Origin of the sequence: Burkholderia sp. IDO3, assembly GCF_003366075.1 — a bacterium.
Classification (GTDB): Bacteria; Pseudomonadota; Gammaproteobacteria; order Burkholderiales; family Burkholderiaceae; genus Burkholderia; species Burkholderia anthina.
In genome coordinates this window covers 917,360-937,057 of sequence record NZ_CP028962.1, presented here as the reverse complement: position 1 = coordinate 937,057, position 19,698 = coordinate 917,360, and the positions used below count along the sequence as shown (strand labels likewise).

Annotated in this window: 18 protein-coding genes; 5 read left to right on the top strand and 13 right to left on the bottom strand. The window is 67.0% G+C overall.

The window, feature by feature from the left end:
* Positions 1-45 precede the first annotated feature (45 nt).
* From DCN14_RS04365 to DCN14_RS04350, 4 genes are all read right to left on the bottom strand, one after another.
* Positions 46-1,224, bottom strand: a complete 1,179-nt coding sequence (locus DCN14_RS04365; protein WP_096505526.1) for a polysaccharide biosynthesis/export family protein — start codon at positions 1,222-1,224, stop codon at positions 46-48.
* The gene (locus DCN14_RS04360) at positions 1,218-1,661 is read right to left on the bottom strand and encodes a low molecular weight protein-tyrosine-phosphatase (protein ID WP_057924068.1); all 444 of its coding nucleotides are present in this window, start codon (positions 1,659-1,661) and stop codon (positions 1,218-1,220) included. Before DCN14_RS04360 ends, DCN14_RS04365 begins: the two co-directional genes overlap by 7 nt.
* 40 nt (positions 1,662-1,701) lie before the next feature.
* Positions 1,702-3,117, bottom strand: coding sequence for a UDP-glucose/GDP-mannose dehydrogenase family protein (locus DCN14_RS04355; RefSeq protein WP_096505528.1), 1,416 nt, complete (start codon positions 3,115-3,117; stop codon positions 1,702-1,704).
* Positions 3,118-3,226: 109 nt separating this feature from the next.
* The gene (locus DCN14_RS04350) at positions 3,227-4,600 is read right to left on the bottom strand and encodes an undecaprenyl-phosphate glucose phosphotransferase (RefSeq protein ID WP_096505791.1); all 1,374 of its coding nucleotides are present in this window, start codon (positions 4,598-4,600) and stop codon (positions 3,227-3,229) included.
* Positions 4,601-5,025: 425 nt separating this feature from the next.
* Between DCN14_RS04350 and DCN14_RS04345 the strand changes: the two genes are divergently transcribed.
* Positions 5,026-6,552 carry a mannose-1-phosphate guanylyltransferase/mannose-6-phosphate isomerase gene (locus tag DCN14_RS04345; RefSeq protein ID WP_096505530.1) on the top strand — a complete coding sequence of 509 codons (1,527 nt, stop codon included), beginning with the start codon at positions 5,026-5,028 and terminating at the stop codon, positions 6,550-6,552.
* Between the two features lie 129 nt (positions 6,553-6,681).
* Here DCN14_RS04345 and DCN14_RS04340 read toward each other — a convergent pair whose 3' ends face one another.
* The 8 genes from DCN14_RS04340 to DCN14_RS04300 all read right to left on the bottom strand — a co-directional run bounded on the left by DCN14_RS04340 (position 6,682) and on the right by DCN14_RS04300 (position 13,725).
* Positions 6,682-7,623: a transposase gene (locus tag DCN14_RS04340; protein ID WP_096505532.1), complete on the bottom strand. Its 942-nt coding sequence runs from the start codon at positions 7,621-7,623 to the stop codon at positions 6,682-6,684.
* A gap of 668 nt (positions 7,624-8,291) precedes the next feature.
* Entirely contained in the window at positions 8,292-8,873 is a 582-nt protein-coding gene (locus DCN14_RS04330) for a DUF3501 family protein (RefSeq protein ID WP_096505534.1), read from the bottom strand.
* A gap of 44 nt (positions 8,874-8,917) precedes the next feature.
* Positions 8,918-10,255, bottom strand: a complete 1,338-nt coding sequence (locus tag DCN14_RS04325; protein WP_096505793.1) for a heterodisulfide reductase-related iron-sulfur binding cluster — start codon at positions 10,253-10,255, stop codon at positions 8,918-8,920.
* Positions 10,256-10,378: 123 nt separating this feature from the next.
* Complete coding sequence (locus tag DCN14_RS04320; RefSeq protein ID WP_096505537.1) at positions 10,379-10,801, bottom strand: rubrerythrin family protein; 423 nt, start codon at positions 10,799-10,801, stop codon at positions 10,379-10,381.
* A gap of 302 nt (positions 10,802-11,103) precedes the next feature.
* Positions 11,104-12,372, bottom strand: a complete 1,269-nt coding sequence (locus DCN14_RS04315) for an RNA polymerase sigma factor (RefSeq protein WP_096505539.1) — start codon at positions 12,370-12,372, stop codon at positions 11,104-11,106.
* The gene (locus DCN14_RS04310; RefSeq protein ID WP_096505541.1) at positions 12,369-12,785 is read right to left on the bottom strand and encodes a VOC family protein; all 417 of its coding nucleotides are present in this window, start codon (positions 12,783-12,785) and stop codon (positions 12,369-12,371) included. The genes DCN14_RS04315 and DCN14_RS04310 overlap by 4 nt, the downstream gene beginning before the upstream one ends.
* 37 nt (positions 12,786-12,822) lie before the next feature.
* The gene (locus DCN14_RS04305) at positions 12,823-13,242 is read right to left on the bottom strand and encodes a YciI family protein (RefSeq protein ID WP_096505543.1); all 420 of its coding nucleotides are present in this window, start codon (positions 13,240-13,242) and stop codon (positions 12,823-12,825) included.
* Between the two features lie 129 nt (positions 13,243-13,371).
* On the bottom strand, positions 13,372-13,725 hold the full coding sequence (locus DCN14_RS04300) for a YciI family protein (protein ID WP_096505545.1): 354 nt from the start codon (positions 13,723-13,725) through the stop codon (positions 13,372-13,374).
* Positions 13,726-13,942: 217 nt separating this feature from the next.
* Between DCN14_RS04300 and DCN14_RS04295 the strand changes: the two genes are divergently transcribed.
* From DCN14_RS04295 to DCN14_RS04280, 4 genes are all read left to right on the top strand, one after another.
* The gene (locus DCN14_RS04295; protein ID WP_096505547.1) at positions 13,943-15,742 is read left to right on the top strand and encodes an ExeM/NucH family extracellular endonuclease; all 1,800 of its coding nucleotides are present in this window, start codon (positions 13,943-13,945) and stop codon (positions 15,740-15,742) included.
* Positions 15,743-16,078: 336 nt separating this feature from the next.
* Positions 16,079-16,465 (top strand): DUF883 family protein, encoded by a 387-nt coding sequence (locus DCN14_RS04290; protein WP_096505549.1) that lies wholly within the window; start codon positions 16,079-16,081, stop codon positions 16,463-16,465.
* A gap of 63 nt (positions 16,466-16,528) precedes the next feature.
* Positions 16,529-17,113 (top strand): YSC84-related protein, encoded by a 585-nt coding sequence (locus tag DCN14_RS04285; RefSeq protein ID WP_096505551.1) that lies wholly within the window; start codon positions 16,529-16,531, stop codon positions 17,111-17,113.
* 230 nt (positions 17,114-17,343) lie between these two features.
* Entirely contained in the window at positions 17,344-18,396 is a 1,053-nt protein-coding gene (locus DCN14_RS04280) for an AI-2E family transporter (RefSeq protein ID WP_096505553.1), read from the top strand.
* A 267-nt stretch (positions 18,397-18,663) separates the two neighbouring features.
* On the opposite strand, the gene DCN14_RS04275 is transcribed toward DCN14_RS04280, so the two are convergent.
* Positions 18,664-19,680, bottom strand: a complete 1,017-nt coding sequence (locus tag DCN14_RS04275; RefSeq protein WP_096505555.1) for an NADP-dependent oxidoreductase — start codon at positions 19,678-19,680, stop codon at positions 18,664-18,666.
* Positions 19,681-19,698 lie beyond the last annotated feature (18 nt).

Genomic DNA, 19,698 nt, shown 5'->3' with positions numbered 1-19,698 from the left:
CCCGCTTGAGTGGTGCCGGGGCGGAGGCGCCGCCCCGGCGGGCTATCAGCGCGTGATTTGCCGCATGTAGAAGATCGTCTGGATCGTCGGCAGCACCTGCTGCAGCACGCGGTTGAACTGCACCGAGCTGGCCGTGCTGACGTAGACGACGTCGAGCGGCTGCAGCGGGAAGCGGCTCGACAGCATCAGCGCATCCGGCTGCGTCATGTCGAGCCGGAAGACTTCCGGCTTCGTCGGGTTGTCGCGCATGCCGCGCATCACGTAGATCTTGCGCGGGTTCGCATCGGTGTCGAGGATGCCGCCGCCCGCGGTCAGCGCGTCGGCGATGGTCAGCCTGCCCTTGAGCATCGGCACGGTGACCGGCGTCTTGACCTCGCCCATGATGAACACGCGGCTGTCGCTGCGGTCCGGCACGTTGACGATGTCGCCCGGCTGCAGCATCACGTTCTGCTTCACTTCGCCGCGATCGAGCACGCCGTTCGCGTCGAGCGTGTACAGCTTGCCGTCGCGCGTGAGCCGCACGCGCTGCAGGTCGGCATCGCTGGTCGAGCCGCCCGAGCGCGAGATCGCGTCGACGAGCGTCAGCGGCACGTCGCTCACCGCGAGCGGGCCCGGCTGCTTCACCTCGCCCGTCACCTGCACCTTCTGGCTGCGGAACGACAGCACGCGCACGTCGAGCTGCGGATTCTTCACGTAGCGCGCGAGGGTGGTGGCCATCTGTTCACGGATCTGCGCGACCGTCTTGCCCGCCACATGAATGCGGCCGACGAACGGGAAGAAGATCGTGCCGTCGGCGGCGACCGTCTGGCCGTACGGATCGGCCTGGCCCGGCAGCGCGGTCGTATACGGCTGCTGCAGCGCGCCGGCGACCGACTGGGTCGTATTGCCGCCGCTCGAGAACGACTGGCCCTGCGGCGTCGTCAGCTCGGGGTGATCCCACACCGTGACGCCGAGGATGTCCTGCGGACCGACGCGGTACACGTACTGCGACGGATCCGTATAGCGGCCCGGCGGCAGCGGGTGGTCGACCTGCTGCTTCTGCAACTGATCCATCACCAGCTTCGCGTCGATGTAATGAACCGGATAGGTCTCGGCCTGGCCTTGCCGGCCTTCGTCCTTCAGGTTCGACGAGTCGAGATAGTTGCCGGGCGCGGTCGCGCAGGCCGACAGGAATGTCGTCATTGCGACGGCGAGCGCCAGCGGGCGCATGGGACGTTTCAGCATAGTTTTTGCAGCCATCCTTGAACCAGGCGTTCGATCAATGAGTAGCTCTCGCGATAGTCGGCCTCGGGGCCGCCATGCGGATCCGCGATTTCGGCGTCCTCCCACTTGCCCAGCAAGTGGACCTTGCCGCGCGCGAACGGATCGACCGATTCGACGGCCTTGATCTGTTCGCGCTCGCTGACGAGAATCAGGTCGGCGTCGCGCACGATCCGGCGCGACAGCCGCCGCGAGCGGTGCGTCGTCGCATCGACGCCGCGCTCGGCAAGCAATTGCCGCATCACCGGATCGATGCCGTCGCCGTCGTTCGCACGGACGCCGGCCGAGTGGAACGTCACGCGCGGGCCGCCGCGCGACGCCGCATGCGACTTGAACAGCATTTCCGCTGCCGGGCTGCGGCAGACGTTCGCGTGACAGACGATCAGGATGTTCCGGAACATGGCGTCTCGATTCGGGTGACGGGTAACGGAGGCGCGCCGGTTACGCGTTCGCGCGCACGGCGCACGGCACGCGGGCGGCGACGGCCTGGCGCGAGCCGGGCCGGCCGATCGGGTGGTATTCGATGCCCTGCTCGGTCATCGTCTCCGGCTCGTACAGGTTGCGGCCGTCGAAGATCACCGGCGACTTCCACTGCCGGCCGAGCGCGACGAAATCGGGGCTCTTGAATGCCTTCCATTCGGTGACGATCACGAGCGCGTCGGCATCGTGCGCGGCCTGCGCCTCGTCGTCGACGAAGGTCAGGCGCGCGAGCCAGTCCGGGTGATCCGCGAGATCGAGCGCGAGCACGCGGCGCGCTTCCTGCTGCGCGACCGGATCGTAGGCGGCGATACACGCGCCGCGCGACAGCAGCTCGGCGATCAGCTCGCGGCTCGGCGCTTCGCGCATGTCGTCGGTGTTCGGCTTGAACGCGAGGCCCCAGATGCCGAACGTGCGGCCCGTCAGGTCCTCGCCGAAGCGCGCGACGATCTTGTCGGCCAGCACGCGCTTCTGGTTCGCATTGACGGCCGACACGGCCTGCAGGATCTGCAGCGCCTGGCCGTGCTCGTCGGCGGTGCGGATCAGCGCCTCGACGTCTTTCGGGAAGCACGAGCCGCCGTAGCCGCAGCCCGCATAGAGGAAGTGATAGCCGATGCGCGGATCGGAGCCGATCCCGCGGCGCACGGCCTCGATGTCGGCGCCGAAGCGGTCGGCGAGGTTCGCCAGCTCGTTCATGAACGAGATACGCGTCGCGAGCATCGCGTTGGCCGCGTACTTCGTGAATTCGGCCGAGCGCACGTCCATGTACAGCGTGCGTTCGTGGTTGCGGTTGAACGGCGCGTACAGCTTCTTCATCAGTTCGCGCGCGCGCTCGCCCGGCACGTCGTCGTCGCAGCCGATCACGATGCGGTCCGGCCGCGTGAAATCGTCGACCGCCGCGCCTTCCTTCAGGAATTCCGGGTTCGACACGACGGAGAACATCTGGTCGCCTTCACCGCGCTTCGCGAGCTCGTCGGCGACCGCCGCGCGCACGCGCTCGGCCGTGCCGACCGGCACCGTCGACTTGTCGACGATCACCTTGAAACCCTTCATGGAGCGGCCGATGTTGCGCGCCGCCGCGAGCACGTACTGCAGGTCGGCCGAGCCGTCCTCGTCGGGCGGCGTGCCGACCGCGATGAACTGCACGTCGCCGTGCGCGACCGCGGCCTCGACATCGGTCGAGAAACGCAGGCGGCCCGCCGCGCGGTTGCGCGCGATGACTTCCTTGAGGCCCGGCTCGTGGATCGGCACGCCGCCGTTGTTCAGGACGTCGATCTTCGCCTGGTCGACGTCGAGACAGAACACGTCGTGCCCGATGTCGGCGAGACAGGCGCCGGTGACGAGACCTACATAACCGCTGCCGATGATAGTCAGATTCATGATGTGTCGGACCTCTTGACCAATGATTCGAAATTCGTAATACCGGAATCCCGGGGGAATGTCCGTCGCGCGGCCTCGCGGCGCAGCGGCGGGCCCGGGCGCGCTCGACTCAGTAAGCGTTGCTGCCGGTGAAGCCTTTCCACAGCGTCAGCACGACGATCTTGATGTCGAGCCAGAACGACCAGTTCTGCATGTAGTACAGGTCGAGCTTCACGCGGCCCATCATCTTCTCGATCTGGTCGGTCTCGCCGCGAAAGCCGTTGATCTGCGCCCACCCGGTGATGCCCGGCTTGATCCGGTAACGGAACATGTAGCCCTTGACCAGATCCTTGTAGATGTCGTCGTGCGCGAGCGCATGAGGCCGCGGGCCGACGACCGACATTTCGCCCTTCAGCACGTTGATGAACTGCGGCAGCTCGTCGAGGCTCGTGCGGCGCAGGAACCGGCCGACCGGCGTCACGCGCGTGTCGTTCTTGGTCGCCTGCGTGACCTGCCCGGCCACTTCCTGGTGCACCTTCATCGAGCGGAACTTGTAGATCTCGAACTCGTGCCCGTCGATGCCCTTGCGCTTCTGGCGGAAGAACACCGGCCCGCGCGACGTCAGCTTGATCAGGCACGCGATCAGCAGCATCGCCGGCGCCAGCATCGTGAGCGCCGCCAGTGCGAACAGCCGGTCGAACACGAACTTCGGCAGGATCCGCACGTCGGTGATCGGCGACGCCGCCAGGTTGATCGCCGGCACGCCGAGCAGCTCCACCACTTCCTGGTTGAAGAACGACAGGCTGCGCACGTCCGGGATGAAGCGGATGTTCACGAAGTCGTGGCGAAACACCGTCACGATCTGGTGCATCCGGCGCTCTTCCGCGATCGGCAGCGTGAGCCACAGCTCGCGGATCGCGCGGCTGCGCACGAGCCATACCAGCGATTCGAACTGCCGCTCGATACGCACGTCGTCGAGCGCCACGTCGCCCGCCGCCGCGCTTTCGTCGTACACGCACACCGGGTTGAAGCCCGCTTCCGGCCGCGCCCGCATCTGCGCGATCAGCCGCCGCGCCGCCGGCGTGCCGCCGACGATCGCGACCGCCTTCAGGTTGTAGCCGCCGCGACGCAACCGGCGCAGCACCGCATGCACGCATGCTTTCGAGCCGGCCAGCAGCGTCATCGTCGTGACGGCCCAGTAGCCGAGCCACAACCGCGACAGCTCGCCCGACTGGTGAAAGCTGAAACTCATCAGGATGCCGGCCAGCTCGACCACCAGCCACGCGAACGCGACGCGCCCCATCAGCCCGACCAGACGCTTGCCGCGCCACGACTGGTAGATGCCGAACGCCGGAAAGCACACGACGACGAGCAGGCAGTCGAACAGCACCATCGTGCGCTGCAGGTCGTTGAGCCAGACGCCGCCGCCGTGCAGCGCCGCGGCGAGCACGGCCCCCGTCACGACCATCGCGATATCGATGACTCTCGCCAGCACGCTCAACATGTCTGCTTCCTCTCTGAACAGGCGTTTGCCGAACAGCTCCTTGTGCAGCCCATGCCGCACATTCGATTCAAACGTTGCATGACGCTATTGAAGCGGTAAGAAAATCCACTCTCAAGCGCACAAGTATTTCGAAAAATAATCGGAAATTCTTGCCGCGATATTCTGGAATTAAATCGGCAGGTTTTCCCGAATCCAGCATGAATCGGGAAGTTTTCGAAATTTTTACGGATTCCGCCAACCCTTTGCAGGAAGGCGATCCCGGGCGCCTCACCGAATTATTTTTTATTTTTTTATTTGCATCCGATGCTATCGCGGAAAATTTTCCCGGATACGTATTCCGCGAATATCGTGCAACAAGCCCGGTTTTATTGTCGATTTACTTCATGCTACAAACAGGCCTGACTTCAATCGAGGAGAGTGTCATCATGAATGCTCCGGCCGTGGTAGCCGATACGCGCCAATCTTCTTCCGCCGCAAGCGACGCCGGTACGCGCGTCGCGGTGCAGCCGGTGATCCTTGCCGGCGGTTCGGGCACGCGCCTGTGGCCGATGTCGCGCGAACACTATCCGAAACAGCTGATCGGCCTGCTCGGCGATCATTCGCTGCTGCAATCCACCGCGCTGCGCCTCGACGATCTCGAGACCGGCCACCCGCTGAACGACGACGTGCTGATCGTGTGCGGCGAGGATCACCGCTTCACGACCGCGGAACAACTGCGCGTCGCCGGTAAATCCGCGTCGATCATGCTCGAACCGCTCGGCCGCGACACCGCACCCGCCCTGACGCTCGCCGCGCTGCGGATCGTCGCGACCGGCGGCGACGCCGTGATGACCGTGATGCCGGCCGACCACGCGGTGGCCGACCTGCCGCGCTTTCACGCGGCCGTCGCGGCCGGCGTGCACTGCGCGGCCCAGGGCAAGATCGCGACGATGGGCATCGTGCCGGCCCGTGCGGAAACGGGCTACGGCTATATCCGCGTCGGCGCGCCGCTTCGCGACGCCGCGACGGGCGCCCTCGACGTGCGCCGCCTGGATCGCTTCGTCGAGAAGCCGCATCTCGAACTCGCTCAGCAGTACGTCGCATCCGGCGAATACTGGTGGAACAGCGGGATCTTCATCGTGCGCGCATCGGTCTGGCTGAACGCGATCCGCCAGCTCGAACCCGACATCTACGCAGCCTGCGAGCGCGCCGTCGCGCAGGGCAAGCAGGACGGCGACTTCTTCCGCGTCGATCGCGACGCCTTCGCCGCATCGCCGTCGAACTCGATCGACTACGCGGTGATGGAGCCGCTCGCGAACCAGCCGCTGCTGTGCGAAAGCGTCGTCGTGCCGCTCGATGCCGGCTGGTCGGACGTCGGTTCGTGGGACGCGATCTGGCAAATCCTGCCAAAGGACGACGCCGACAACGTCGGCCGCGGCAACGTGCTGTTCGAAAACGCCGAGTCGACCTTCGCGCATTCGGAAAGCCGGCTCGTCGCGTGCGTCGGCACGCAGAACCTCGTCGTCGTCGAAACGCCGGACGCCGTGCTCGTCGCCGACAAGTCCCGCGTGCAGGACGTGAAGAAAATCGTCGGTCGCATCAAGGCCGTACGCGGCACGGAAGCCACCGATCACCGCAAGGTGCATCGTCCGTGGGGCCATTACGATTCGGTCGACATGGGCGAACGCTTCCAGGTGAAACGCATCGTCGTGAAGCCGGGCGCGCGCCTGTCGCTGCAGATGCACCACCACCGCGCCGAACACTGGATCGTCGTGCGCGGCACCGCACGCATCACGCGCGGCGAAGAAACGTTCCTGCTGTCCGAAAACGAATCGACGTACATCCCGCTCGGCGTGTCGCATCGTCTCGAGAACCCGGGCAAGATGCCGCTCGAACTGATCGAGGTGCAGTCGGGCGCGTATCTCGGCGAGGACGATATCGTTCGCTTCGACGATACCTACGGCCGCGAATGACGCGGCAACGCATGCCGGGCACGCCGCATCGACGGCGCGCCCGGCATGACGGAGAAACGGGAAGACAACCAGGAGATCGCGCGGGCATCGCGGCACACGACGGCCCGCGCGCTTTCGTTCGGATGACGATCAACCTACGCGGTACGCATACTCGCGGCGATCCGACTGCACGGGATCGTTGCGGCTCTCGGACAGCGCACCCGCGTGACGCTCGGCGATGAAGCGCTTGATGTCCGACTCCGCCCGCGCCAGCACGGACAAGCCGGCCAGCACCTCGCTTTGCGGCGCGTGCGCCGGCTCGTCGCTCGCACCATGGCGATCGATCCACTGACGCGCCCAGTCGAGCGCGTACTGCTCCGCTTCGTCGGCATCGGTGAAGCGCGGGCCGATCAGGCCCGAGCGCTCGACGCGCCGGTCGTCCTGCATGATCTCGGCCCAGGCGCGATACATCAGGTTCTGCACCGGCTGCGCCAGACCGCAGATCGTATAGCCGCGATATTCGTCGACTTGCGGTTCGGCCGCGGCGAAGCTCGCCGCGGTCGGACGCCCGTGGCGCAGCCCGGCGGGCGCCGCGCCCGGCACCGAAAACGACGCATCGGACGACTCAGCCGCGTCGTCGCTCGGCATCGCGGCAAGCGTCGCCCCTTCGCCGCCCCACGCGCTCGCCTGCGCGACCGGCAGTTGCCACGACTCGGGGTTCTGCCAGAACACGCCGCGCAGCCGGTCGTTGTCGGGCACGGGCTCCGCGCGGCATACCGGCGCGACCGGCACGGGCGGCGGCGGAACGTACGCGAACGTGCGCCCGCTGAACTGGGTCAGCACGTCGATCATCTGCAGCAGCGTGCCGTTCGCGAGCCACTCTTCGTAGCGGCGGCGGCACGTCGGCCCGGACGGATAACGTCCGGGCAGTTTGGACCAGGCTTCACCGGTCGTCAGGATCCAGAGGACCGCGTTGGCGACGACGCGCGGCTCGGCTCGTGGACGGCCGCGACGGTTCAGCCGGATGGGTTCATCGGCGATCAGCGTTGAAAGACGAAACCACTCTTCATCGTTAAGCTCATCGAAGAACATAGTAGATCTCTCCACGCAGCCAGGCCGGGGCTGCGATTGGCGGCGCCGTCGTCACGCATCGCGTCACGGGGCGGCCCGGTTGCACATTTATGGTTATCCGAATGTTGTGCACGCCGGCGCGGCACCGCACTTTCACGGTGCCGCCATTCCCGGCAATGGCGCACAAATCACGGTCTCACTCCAATGTGGGAATTTTTGTGCACGAAGCATACCACCCTCAGGGTTTATCTCAATATGACAATGACTTAATGTTACTCACTGAAACAACCTGCCATGGATGCGCAATCTATTTACGCTTGAATTTTTTTACGCGATCGTTATGCCCGGCGCTGGGAAGCCCCGTCTGGCGGGGCTTTGCGGGAGGTGGCGGGAGTCCTTACAACAGGCTTCAACGGGTGTTCCGACCCTCTCCTGAAACACTCGATCGAATTGCTTCCCGAATTCGGTAAATCAGGGAAAAATTCGTAACAAGATATTCACGGATCGGTAAATCGTTCGAATACGGATCAACTGAATTATCTCCGTGCACAATCTTTTTATTGTTTCTCTGCGGATGATGAAAGCGCCGCGGCAGGCAGCGCACATTGTTCTCCGGCAGGCAAGTCCGGGCAGGTTTGTTACATCCTCGGCGGCAGCGGCGGGCAAGCGGGCGATCAGGCGGCCGCGCGTCAGCGCAGATCGCCGACGAGCGATGCACGCACGTCCGCATCGATGCGCTGCGGCGGCACCGTATAGGCCGGATGGTCGCAGCCGATCGACAGCGCCGCGCCGTCCTTGAGCGCCGCGCGCACGGGTCCGCTCAGTTGGAAGCGCACGAAGTGAACGGCCGACGTCTTCTCCGCGTTGTCGCGATCGAGATCCTCGTCGGCGATCGCATAACCATCCGGATGCCCGTCGACGCGCAGGTACACGCGATCCTCGACGCCGATCAGCCGCGCGAGCGCCGCGCGCCGTTCGGCCTCGTGCTCGTATTCGATCTGCAGCGTCGCCTTCAGGTTGGTGCCGTCCGGCACGAGCGGCAGATAGGCTTCCAGTTCGCCGTCGATGCCCGCTTCGTCGAAGATCTTCTCGATGTGCAGCATCTCCTGGATCTGATAGCGGATCGTGGTCTCGTCCTCGAACAGGAAGCGCAGATGGTTGCCGAGCGCCACCGCGCGGCGGCGCTTGTACGCGACGAGCCGCGCGTGTTCGGCCTTGCGGATCTTCGCGTACGCTTCGAGCGTCAGCAGCGAGTCGCGGGTCAGCGTCATGGGATGTCCTCGAATGTCGTCGATGTCTTCACGGCGCGATCGATTCAGATGCCGTACGCGCGGCGCAACAGCGTCAGCGGATGCGCGAGCGGCGCGGCCGGCAGCCCGTGTTCGCCGATGCCCTGCTCGATGTGATGGCCGGCGAGCGCGCAGTCCGACGACACGACATCCGGTTTCGGCTCGGCCATCGCCTTGAACACGGGCGCGCCGATGCGCATCGCGTCCGCATGGAATGCCTTCTTCACGCCGAACGTGCCCGCGTGCCCCGAACAGCGCTCGACGACGTTGACGCGCGTATCGGGCACGAGCGACAGCGTGTCGGCCGTCTTGCGGCCGATGTTCTGCACGCGCGCGTGACACGGCACGTGATACGACACGGTGCCGAGGCCGTTCTTGAAATCGGTCTTCAGCAGCCCGTCGCGGTGCCGCGCGATCATGTATTCGAACGGATCCCAGAATGCGTCGGCCACCGCGCGCACGGCTTCGTCGCCGGGGAACATCAGCGGCAGTTCGCTCTTGTACATCAGCACGCAGCTCGGGATCGCGCCGATCAGCGCATAGCCTTCGCGCGCATAGCGCGCCAGCACCGGCAGGTTCACGGCCTTCTTCGCGGCGACGCCCGCGAGGTTGCCCTGCTCGAGCAGCGGCATCCCGCAGCACGCTTCGCGCGTGACGAGCTCGTACGGAATCTCGTTGTGCGCGAGGATCGCGAGCAGGTCGTGACCGATGCCCGGCTCGTTGAAGTTCACGTAGCACGTCGCGTAGATCGCCACCTTGCCGGGCGTGCGCTCGCCGTCGCGCACCGGCGGGCCGTCCGAGCGTTTCGCGGCGCGCCGGAACTTGCGCGGCGCGAACTCGGGCAGCCATGCGTTGCGATCGACGCCGAGCGCCGCTTCGAGTGCGTGGCGCGCGGGCGGCGTGCGATTCACCGCGTTCACAGTCTGCGTGACGACCGGAATGCCCGCGAGATGGCCGAGCGCATCGGTATTCGACAGCACCTTGTCGCGCAGCGTCGCTTCGCCGCGCTGGTAGCGCGCGGCCTTCGCGCGCAGCATCAGGTGCGGGAAGTCGACGTTCCATGCGTGCGGCGGCACGTACGGACACTTCGTCATGTAGCAGAGATCGCACAGATAGCACTGGTCGACGACCTTGCCGAATGCCGCCTTCGACACCTCGTCGACGTCGCCCATCGGCGTGTCGTCGACGAGATCGAACAGCGTGGGAAATGCGCCGCACAGCGACACGCAGCGCCGGCATCCGGCGCAGATGTCGAACACACGCGTCATTTCCGCATCGATCGCGGCCTGATCGTAGAACGCGTCGGACTGCCAGTCGAGCGGATGCCGGGTCGGGGCTTCGAGACTGCCTTCCTTGTGGGGCATGAGGCGCTCCAGCATGGCGCGCATGCGCGCGGGCGCGCCGCCCGCGCGATGCGGACGGCGATCGACGCACGGCCGGCCGCGCGACATGCCGCGGCGGGCCATGCGGCCTTGCGTGGGCCCGCGTCAGTCGACGAGACCGTCCAGCGCCTTCGTATAGCGGTTCGCGTGGCTGCGCTCGGCTTTCGCGAGCGTCTCGAACCAGTTCGCGATTTCGTCGAAGCCTTCGTCGCGCGCGGCCTTCGCCATGCCTGGATACATGTCGGTGTATTCGTGCGTTTCGCCGGCGATCGCCGATTCGAGATTCTGCCGCGACGAGCCGAACGGCAAACCCGTGGCCGGATCGCCGACGGCTTCCAGATATTCGAGGTGGCCATGCGCGTGGCCCGTTTCGCCTTCGGCGGTCGAGCGGAACAGCGCGGCGACGTCGTTCTGGCCTTCGACGTCGGCCTTCGAAGCGAAATACAGATAGCGCCGGTTCGCCTGCGACTCGCCCGCGAATGCGGCCTTCAGATTCTCTTCGGTTTTGCTGCCCTTGAGTTGAGCCATTTGCGCCTCCGTTCGAGTCGGCGCGGCCGCATGCCAAGCCGGGCCGATGATATATGTGGGGAACGATGCGCTTGCGAAAGGCGCACGCATCGTGCTCTTTAATCTAGGCGCTCGCGTTCGCATCCCCCAATAGGCTTTTTCAATGCGGCCGATAGCGAGCGGCCGGCGGGAATCCGGGGACGATACGGCATCCGTGGGCCGGAATGGCGCGGCGATTGGCCGGGCGAATGGCGGATGGGTGGCCGATGGGTGGCCGGCTCCGCGCGACACGGCCTGCAACGTGGCAGGGACGACGTGACGCATCACGCATCCATCGCACGCTTGAGCAGCAATTCCCTTTCGCGCTCGTTACGGGTCAATTCCGCCGCACGCCGGAATTCGACCTTCGCCTCGTCCGCGCGGCCGAGCTTCGCGAGCAGGTCGCCGCGCACGCTCGGCAGCCAGTGATAGCGCGCGAGTGCGGGATCGTCGCGCAGCACGTCGACGAGTTCGAGCGCCGCGGCCGGCCCGAACGCCATGCCTACCGCCACCGCGCGATTGAGTTCGACGACCGGCGAAGGCGCGACTTCGGCGAGTGCGTCGTACAGCGCGACGATCTGCGCCCAGTCGGTATCCGACGCGTGCCGCGCACGCGCATGGCAGGCCGCGAGCGCGGCCTGCAGCGCATACGGCCCGCGCACGCCTCCGAGTTTCGTCGCCTGCTCGAGTGCCGCGAGGCCGCGCCGGATCAGCAACGGATCCCAGCGGCCGCGATCCTGGTCGAGCAGCAGCACCGGCCGCCCCTGCGCATCGGTGCGCGCATGCATGCGCGACGCCTGCAGTTCCATCAACGCGACGAGCCCGAACACTTCGCTTTCGTCCGGCGCGAGCCCGGCCAGCACGCGGCCGAGGCGCAACGCCTCGTCGCACAGCGCCGGGCGTGTCCAGTCGTCGCCCGCGGTCGCCGCATGGCCTTCGTTGAATATCAGGTAGATCACCTCGAGCACCGACGCGAGCCGTGCGGGCCGCGCGTCGACGGACGGCACCTCGAACGGCACGCGCGCCGCCGCGAGCGTGCGCTTCGCGCGCACGATGCGCTGCGCGATCGTCGGCTCGGGCGACAGGAACGCGCGCGCGATCTCGCCCGTGGTCAGCCCGCCGAGCAGCCGCAACGTCAGCGCGACGCGCGCGTCGGTCGACAGCACCGGATGGCACGACGTGAAGATCAGCCGCAGCAGATCGTCGCCGATGTCGTCGTCGCGCGCATCGGCGAGCGCATCCGCGATGTCGGGGACGACGTGCGCTTCGAGCGCGTCCATTTCATGGCCGAGCTGATCGCGCTTCGCCGCATGCAGCGACTCCTGCCGGACCCGGTCGAGCGCACGGCGCTTCACGGCCGTCATCAGCCATGCGGCCGGGTTGTCGGGCACGCCGTCGACGGGCCAGTGCTCGAGCGCCGCGACGAGCGTGTCCTGCGCAAGCTCCTCGGCCACGCCGACATCGCGCACCACGCGCGCGGCGCGCGCGATGATCTTCGGCGCCTCGATTCGCCACACGGCTTCGATCGCACGATGCGTCGCCTCGCGCGTCACGCCGCCGGCCCCGGTGCGGCCGCGTCCTGCGCCACGTACATCAGCTCCCATGCGTGGCCGTCCGGATCGGCGAAGCTGTGGCCGTACATGCCCGGGTATTCGATCGGCGGACGCGGCGCGGTGCCGCCGGCCGCACGCGCCTTCGCGACGACTTCGTCGACTTCGGCGGGGCTGTCGCACGACAGGCACGACAACACCTGCACGTGCGTCGCCGGATCGACGATCGTCTTGTCGGTGAAGGTCTGGAAGAACGGCCGCACGAGCAGCATCGCGAAGATCGCGTCGCTGATCTTCAGGCAGGCGGCCTGATCGTTGGTATAGGCCGGCACGATCTCGAAGCCGAGCGCCTGATAAAACGCCTTCGAGCGCGGCAGGTCGGCCACGGGCAGGTTGATGAAGACCATCTTGTGCATGTCGGGTGCTCCCGGTGAGGTTGTGCTCAGGTGGACATCAGGCGCCGGGGCGGCCGACATGGAGTTCGCGGAACCGCTCGACCGCGTCGCCGGGCGCGAGGTCGTCGAGTTCGAACAACGGGCGCACCTCGATCTCGCAGTCCATCTCCGCGCCGAACGGCGCGGGAAAGCGCCGCGTCCATTCGAGCGCCTCGTCGCGTGAACGCACCTGTATCAGCGTATAGCCGGCGATCAGTTCCTTCGTCTCCGCGAACGGACCATCGACTACCGTACCCTTGCCGCCGGCGTACCGCACGCGCCAGCCGCGCGCGCTCGGCCGCAGGCCGTTCGCATCGAGCAGCACGCCGGCCCTGGCGAGCTCCTCGTGATAGACGGTCATGGCCTCGACCAGCCGGTTGTCCGGCAATGCGTCGGATTCGCTGACGGCGTTCGCCCGGATCATGATCATGAATCGCATCGTTCACTCCCTGTCGTCGGTGGAAAGGGGCGTCCGTTCATTCATCGGCGCCTTGTCCTGACGACGGGCGGCAGGCCGACGGATCGACCTTCCGCACGACGAACCAGGGTAAACACCGAGAAGCGGCCGTCACAGGAAGCACGGACCAACCGCGCGCACTTCGACCGTGCACCATTGCGCGGCCGGGCACTGGCGCGCGATCTCGATCGCTTCGTCGCGCGTATCGACGTCGACGAGGAAGAAGCCGCCGACCATCTCCTTCGCCTCGGCAAACGGGCCGTCGACGACGCGCGTCTCGCCGTCGCGAACCTGCACACGGGTCGCGCGCTCGGAGCGCTCCAGCGACTCGACGCCGCGCAGCACGCCGCGCGCTTTCAGCGTCTCGGCGAAATCGACCATCCGCGCATACAGCGCCTGCCCGTCCTCGAGCGTGCGTTCGGCGCGCTGGCCGGCCGGTTCGACAATCAACAGCATGTAGGCCATGAAGATCTCCTGGTGAAGCCGTGCGCGGAAGCGTTCGGAATGCATGCAAAAACGATGCGCAACGGCAGGTCAGGTGCAGAGCGTAACAGCCGCGGCCGGCCCCGCCGGCATCGTTGGCCATCCGGCACTGGCCGAACGGCCATTTCGATCGCGGCACGCGATTTTGCCGTCAACATGCTTTCCCGAACCTTCGAATTTTCTTCCTGTGGACCGCTCCATGTCACGCCTGCTGCCGTCGCTCGTGCCCGCCGCATCGCTCGTCTGTGCCGCCCCGCCCGCCGCCGCCGCACTGCCGGTCAGCGCCGGCTGCGGCGGCGCAACCACGGCGATCGCCGACCTCCGGCATCGCAGCGGCCGTTCGCCGCTGGCCGGACGCACCACGTCGATCGAAGCGGTCGTCACCGCGGCATTCGGCGGCGCCGACGGCTTCGGCGGATTCTTCGTCCAGCAAGCCGACGCGCAGCGGCGGCAGCGGCCGGGCGTGCCCGAAGGCCTGTTCGTCTATGCACCGGACGCGCAAGCGAATCCCGGCGATCTCGTGCATCTGACGGGAAGAGTCGAACAGAAATACGGCCGCACGCAGTTCGCGCTGTCGGGCCACATGGCCGTCTGCGCGCGCGGGCAGACCGTCACCCCGGCAGCGCTCGCGCTGCCGGTCGACGCGCTGTCGGTGTTTGCCGCGCACGAAGGCATGCGGGTGAGGTTCGCGCAAGCGCTGACGGTCAGCGACACTTACGCGCTCGGCCGCTACGGCAGCATCGTGCTCAGCAACGGCCGCCTGCAAATCCCGACCCAGGTGGCCTCGCCGGCCGACGCCGCGGCGCAGGCGGCGGCCAATGCCCGCAACCGCATCGTGCTCGACGACGGCGCGAGTCGCGTGACGCCGGCGACCGTCCGCTATCCGCCGCCCGCGCTGAGCGCCGCCAATACGCTGCGCTCGGGCTACACGGTGCGCGGTGTCGAAGGCGTGCTCGAGCAGCGCTACGGGTCGTGGCGGCTGCAGCCGGTGCCGGCGGCGGCACCGGTCTTCGACGCCGCGTCGAACCCGCGGGCCGATGCGCCGGCACGGCATGCGCGGGCCGACGTACGCGTCGTATCGTTCAACGTATTCAACTATTTCAACGGCGGCGGCGACGGCGGCTTCCGCGATCCGGCCAATCGGGGCGCGAAGACGCCCGCCGCGTTCGCGCGCCAGGAAGCGAAGATCGTCGCCGCGTTGCGGGCGCTGCGCGCCGACGTGATCGGCCTGATGGAAATCGCGAACAACGGTCATGGCCCCGCGAGCGCCGTGCGGCGGCTCGCGGCCCGGCTCGGCGACGGCTGGCGCGCGGTCGACCCCGGCACCGCGCGGCTCGGTCGCGACGCGATCGCGGTCGCGTTGCTGTACGACAGCCGGACGATCGAACCCGTCGGACGCGCCGCCACCGTCGCGCTCGATGGCCGCAGCCGGCCGCCGCTCGCGCAGACGTTCCGGCGCATCGGCGGAACACGCGCGTTCACGGTCGCGGTCAACCACCTGAAATCGAAGAATTGTCCGCACGCGACCGGCCCGGATCTCGACCAGCAGGACGGCCAGGGCTGCTGGAACGCGACGCGCACGCGCGCGGCCGCACGCGTCGCCGACTGGCTCGCCACGTCGCCGACCGGCGTCGCGGCCGACGGTGTCCTGTTGATCGGCGACCTGAACAGCTACGCGAAGGAAGATCCGCTGCGCGCGCTCGAGTCGCGCGGCTACGCGAACCTCGTCGCCCGCTTTCTCGGCAATGCCGGGTACAGCTACGTCTTCCGCGGCGAGGCCGGCAACCTCGACCACGCGCTCGCCACCGCGCCGCTCGCCGCGCGCGTGAAGGCCGTGCATGCATGGCACATCAATGCCGATGAGCCGACTGCGTTGCAAGCCGTGCCCGATTACAAAACGCCGGCGCAACGGGCCGCGTATTACGCACCCGATGCATACCGCTCGTCGGATCACGATCCGATCGTCATCGACCTTGCGCTGGCGGAAGACGGCGCGTGAGCCGCGCGGGCACGAACCGTGCTGCCCGGGAACACGGCGATTAGTGCAATTGCATCAAGCCGACGCGTGCAATGGCACTATTTACCTGACCACTCGGGCGACGCCATATTTACCGTACTTTCACTTCGTGCAAATGCGACCCGGCGCCACTTCGCCAGACGCGCGAAATTTTTTCAACCGCCGCCCCGCCCCGTGCGGCGGGGCTTTCACGGCATCCCGCCGACGAATTGAAAATTTGTCTCGAAACTCAATTGGATGATGTGAATCACACTGGTTGTTGGGATTCGTCTTATCTTCAAATTGGCCTGTAAATCAAATCGAAGGAGGATAACCACCATGGCGCTCACCGACTCGATCGAGCACAAGCTGGACCGCGGCCTGTCCGACATCCGCCGCACCGGCCGGCGCGTGGGACGCACGACGCGCTCGGCCGCCCGCGACCTGCATGCGGACGTGACCGACGATCTGCGCGGGCTCGTCGACGAACTCGAAGATCTGCTGAAAAACGATGGCGACGGCGACATCGCTGCGCTGCGCAAGCGCGTGCAGGCGCGGCTCGATGAAGCGCGCAGCACGCTCGATTACGCATCGGGCTCCGCAGCCGCCCGGCTGCGCGACTCGGCCGAACGCGTGTCACAAGCCGTGCACGACAATCCGTGGCAGACCGCGGGCGTCGTCGCGGGCCTCGCGTTCGTCGCCGGCCTGCTCCTTTCCCGCCGTTGAGCGGGGCCGCCCGCACCACGCCCGCCCCGCCCGTCATCAACCCGACAACGAAGGAGAATCGCCATGCAGAAGTCCCTCGCCCTGAAAGCCGCCGCCGCCGTCATGCTCGGCAGCCTTGCACTTGCCGGCTGCACCACCACACCTGACAAACCCGAGAGCGCATCCGCCAGCGCGTCGAAACGCGAGTCGATCGACGCGAGCGTGAACGCGACGCTGTCGCGCCTCTATTCGACGGTGCCGGGCTCGCGCGAGCTCGTCGCGAAATCGCGCGGCGTGCTCGTGTTCCCGAACGTGCTGCAGGCCGGCTTCATCGTCGGCGGCCAGTCCGGCAACGGCGCGCTGCGCGTCGGCGGCAGCACCGTCGGGTACTACAACACGTCGTCGCTGTCGGTCGGCCTGCAGGCCGGCGCGCAATCGAAAGCGATCGTGTTCCTGTTCATGACGCAGGATGCGCTCGACTCGTTCCGCAAGTCCGAAGGCTGGTCGGCCGGCGCCGACGCGTCCGTCGCGGTCGTGAAGGTCGGCGCGAACGGCGCGGTCGACTCCAACACGGCCACCGCACCGGTCGAGGTACTGGTGCTGACCAACGGGGGCCTGATGGGCGACCTGTCGGTGAACGGCACCAAGGTCACCAAGCTCAACATCTGACGATCCGGCGCGGCATCGCCGCGTCCGCTTCCCGGCAGCGCCGCGGCTCCGGCCGCGGCGTTTTCATGTGCGCCGCGCGCCCCGGCTATGATGGCGACACCTTTGCGGGCATACTGCGATCGGGCCGCCCCGCCGCGCGCGTCGCCGCGAACTCGTTGACGTTCGCGAGCCGATCGCGCCCGGGGCAACGAGATTCAATCAAACTAGGCATCAATCTGCGCGAACCATCCATGGATAGCGGACACGATCACCAAAAATTCTTCTATTTCCTGCTGTTCGCGGTCACCGTCGGACTGTGCTGGATTCTCGCGCCGTTCTCCGGCGCCGTCTTCTGGGGCACCATTCTCGCGATCCTGTTCCAGCCGGTGCAGCGCTGGCTCGCCGCGCGCCTCGGCAAGCGGCGCAACCTCGCCGCGCTCGTCACGATGTCGCTGATCATCCTGATCGTGATCCTGCCGCTCGTGTTCGTCACGGCCACGCTCGTACAGGAAATCGCGTACGTGTACCAGGAACTGAAGAGCGCGCAACCGAACTATTCGCAGTATTTCCAGGACATCATTCACGCGCTGCCGACGTCGATCCAGCACCTGCTGCAGAAGTACGGGCTGACCAACATCCCCGGCATCCAGAAGAAGCTGACCGACGGCGCCGCGCAGATCAGCCAGTTCGCGGCAACCCAGGCGCTCAGCATCGGCCAGAACACGTTCCAGTTCGTCGTGAGCTTCGGCGTGATGCTGTACATGGTGTTCTTCCTGCTGCGCGACGGCGGCGAGATCGGCCGGCGCGTGCGCCGCGCGATGCCGCTCGACGAAGAGCACAAGAACCTGCTGCTCGCGAAGTTCACGACCGTCGTGCGCGCGACCGTGAAGGGCAACATCGCGGTCGCGCTCGTGCAGGGCGCGCTCGGCGGCCTGATCTTCTGGATCCTCGGAATCGAGGGCGTCGTGCTGTGGGGCGCGCTGATGGCGTTCCTGTCGCTGCTGCCGGCAATCGGCGCAAGCCTCGTGTGGGTGCCCGCCGCGCTCTACTTCCTCGCGATCGGCGCGATCTGGAAATGCGTGATCCTCGTCGCGTTCTGCGTCGGCGTGATCGGCCTCGTCGACAACCTGCTGCGCCCGATCCTCGTCGGCAAGGACACCAAGATGCCCGACTGGGTCGTGCTGATCTCGACGCTCGGCGGGATGGCGCTGTTCGGGATCAACGGCTTCGTGATCGGGCCGCTCGTCGCCGCGCTGTTCATGGCGAGCTGGGACATCTACGCGCGCTCCGAACAGGGCGAATGACGCGACGAACGGGCACGGCCCGTCACGGATGACGCATGCGGTTCACGACGGGCGCCACGGCGCCCGTCGCATTTTCCGGCACCGCCCCGGCCATCGCTCGTCACGCCGCGCCGCGCGCCGGCACGATCGCCCCGATCCACACGAAAAAACGGCGGCGTGACGCATCCGTCACACCGCCGTTTGCCGAAACCGCACCGGGCGAAACGCGCCCGGAATCCATCCCTTCCCGACGATCGATCGCAGGTCGCGCGACCCGACCGCAACCGTTCACGCGTGTGGATCGACGCGCAGCACGAGCTTGCCGCGATGGTCGCCGTCGAACAGGCGGTTCAGCACGTCGGGGGCGTTTTCGAGGCCGTCGGCCACCGTTTCCTCGGCCTTGAGCCGGCCGTCGCGCAGCCACCCCGCGAGCGTCTGCACCGCTTCGCGGCTCTTGCGATAGTCGAGGATCAGGAAGCCGCGCATCGTGATCCGCTTCGAGATCAGCACGCCGACGTCGTCCGCCGCACGTCCGCTGTTGTAGTTCGAGATCACGCCGCACAGCGCGACGCGCCCGCCGATCACCATTCGCGACAGCACCGCGCGCATCACTTCGCCGCCGACGTTCTCGAAGTTCACGTGCACGCCGTCCGGCGTCGCCGCCTTGAGCTGCTGACGGAAATCGTCGGCCTTGTAGTCGACGGCCGCGTCGAAGCCGAGCGTTTCGGTCAGGTAGCGGCACTTGTCCGCTCCGCCCGCGATGCCCACGACGCGCGCGCCGTGGATCTTGCCGATCTGGCCGGCGATCGACCCGACCGATCCTGCCGCCGCCGACACCACGAGCGTCTCGCCGGGCTGCACCGGCGCGATGTCGGTCAGCCCGTAGTACGCGGTCAGGCCGCTCATCCCGCACGCGCCGAGCAGCGTCGGCAGCGGCAGCCCCGACTGCGCGGGCAGTTTCACGAACTGCGCGGCCTGGTCGGCCGGTACGACCGCGTAGTCCTGCCAGCCGACGAGCCCCTGCACGAGATCGCCTTCCGCGAAACCCGCGTTGCGCGACGCGACCACGCGCCCGATGCCGAGCGCGCGCATCACCTCGCCGATCGCGACGGGCGGCAGGTATTGCGGCACGTCGCTCATCCACACGCGGTTGGTCGGGTCCATCGACAGATACAGCACGCGCACGAGCACGTCGCCGTCGGCGAGCGCCGGCACCGGCGTATCGACCAGCGAAAAATGTTCGCGGCCGACGCGCCCTTCCGGGCGCGCCTTCAGCAGCAGTTGGCGGTTCACTTGTGTCGACACGATGTTCTCCTCCGGTTG

Excerpts from the sequence above, each read along its gene's own strand:
- DCN14_RS04365 (WP_096505526.1), bottom strand. The coding sequence starts at position 1,224 with ATGCTGAAACGTCCCATGCGCCCGCTGGCGCTCGCCGTCGCAATGACG.
- DCN14_RS04360 (WP_057924068.1), bottom strand. The coding sequence starts at position 1,661 with ATGTTCCGGAACATCCTGATCGTCTGTCACGCGAACGTCTGCCGCAGC.
- DCN14_RS04355 (WP_096505528.1), bottom strand. The coding sequence starts at position 3,117 with ATGAATCTGACTATCATCGGCAGCGGTTATGTAGGTCTCGTCACCGGC.
- DCN14_RS04350 (WP_096505791.1), bottom strand. The coding sequence starts at position 4,600 with ATGTTGAGCGTGCTGGCGAGAGTCATCGATATCGCGATGGTCGTGACG.
- DCN14_RS04345 (WP_096505530.1), top strand. The coding sequence starts at position 5,026 with ATGAATGCTCCGGCCGTGGTAGCCGATACGCGCCAATCTTCTTCCGCC.
- DCN14_RS04340 (WP_096505532.1), bottom strand. The coding sequence starts at position 7,623 with ATGTTCTTCGATGAGCTTAACGATGAAGAGTGGTTTCGTCTTTCAACG.
- DCN14_RS04330 (WP_096505534.1), bottom strand. The coding sequence starts at position 8,873 with ATGACGCTGACCCGCGACTCGCTGCTGACGCTCGAAGCGTACGCGAAG.
- DCN14_RS04325 (WP_096505793.1), bottom strand. The coding sequence starts at position 10,255 with ATGCCCCACAAGGAAGGCAGTCTCGAAGCCCCGACCCGGCATCCGCTC.
- DCN14_RS04320 (WP_096505537.1), bottom strand. The coding sequence starts at position 10,801 with ATGGCTCAACTCAAGGGCAGCAAAACCGAAGAGAATCTGAAGGCCGCA.
- DCN14_RS04310 (WP_096505541.1), bottom strand. The coding sequence starts at position 12,785 with ATGCACAAGATGGTCTTCATCAACCTGCCCGTGGCCGACCTGCCGCGC.
- DCN14_RS04305 (WP_096505543.1), bottom strand. The coding sequence starts at position 13,242 with ATGCGATTCATGATCATGATCCGGGCGAACGCCGTCAGCGAATCCGAC.
- DCN14_RS04300 (WP_096505545.1), bottom strand. The coding sequence starts at position 13,725 with ATGGCCTACATGCTGTTGATTGTCGAACCGGCCGGCCAGCGCGCCGAA.
- DCN14_RS04295 (WP_096505547.1), top strand. The coding sequence starts at position 13,943 with ATGTCACGCCTGCTGCCGTCGCTCGTGCCCGCCGCATCGCTCGTCTGT.
- DCN14_RS04290 (WP_096505549.1), top strand. The coding sequence starts at position 16,079 with ATGGCGCTCACCGACTCGATCGAGCACAAGCTGGACCGCGGCCTGTCC.
- DCN14_RS04285 (WP_096505551.1), top strand. The coding sequence starts at position 16,529 with ATGCAGAAGTCCCTCGCCCTGAAAGCCGCCGCCGCCGTCATGCTCGGC.
- DCN14_RS04280 (WP_096505553.1), top strand. The coding sequence starts at position 17,344 with ATGGATAGCGGACACGATCACCAAAAATTCTTCTATTTCCTGCTGTTC.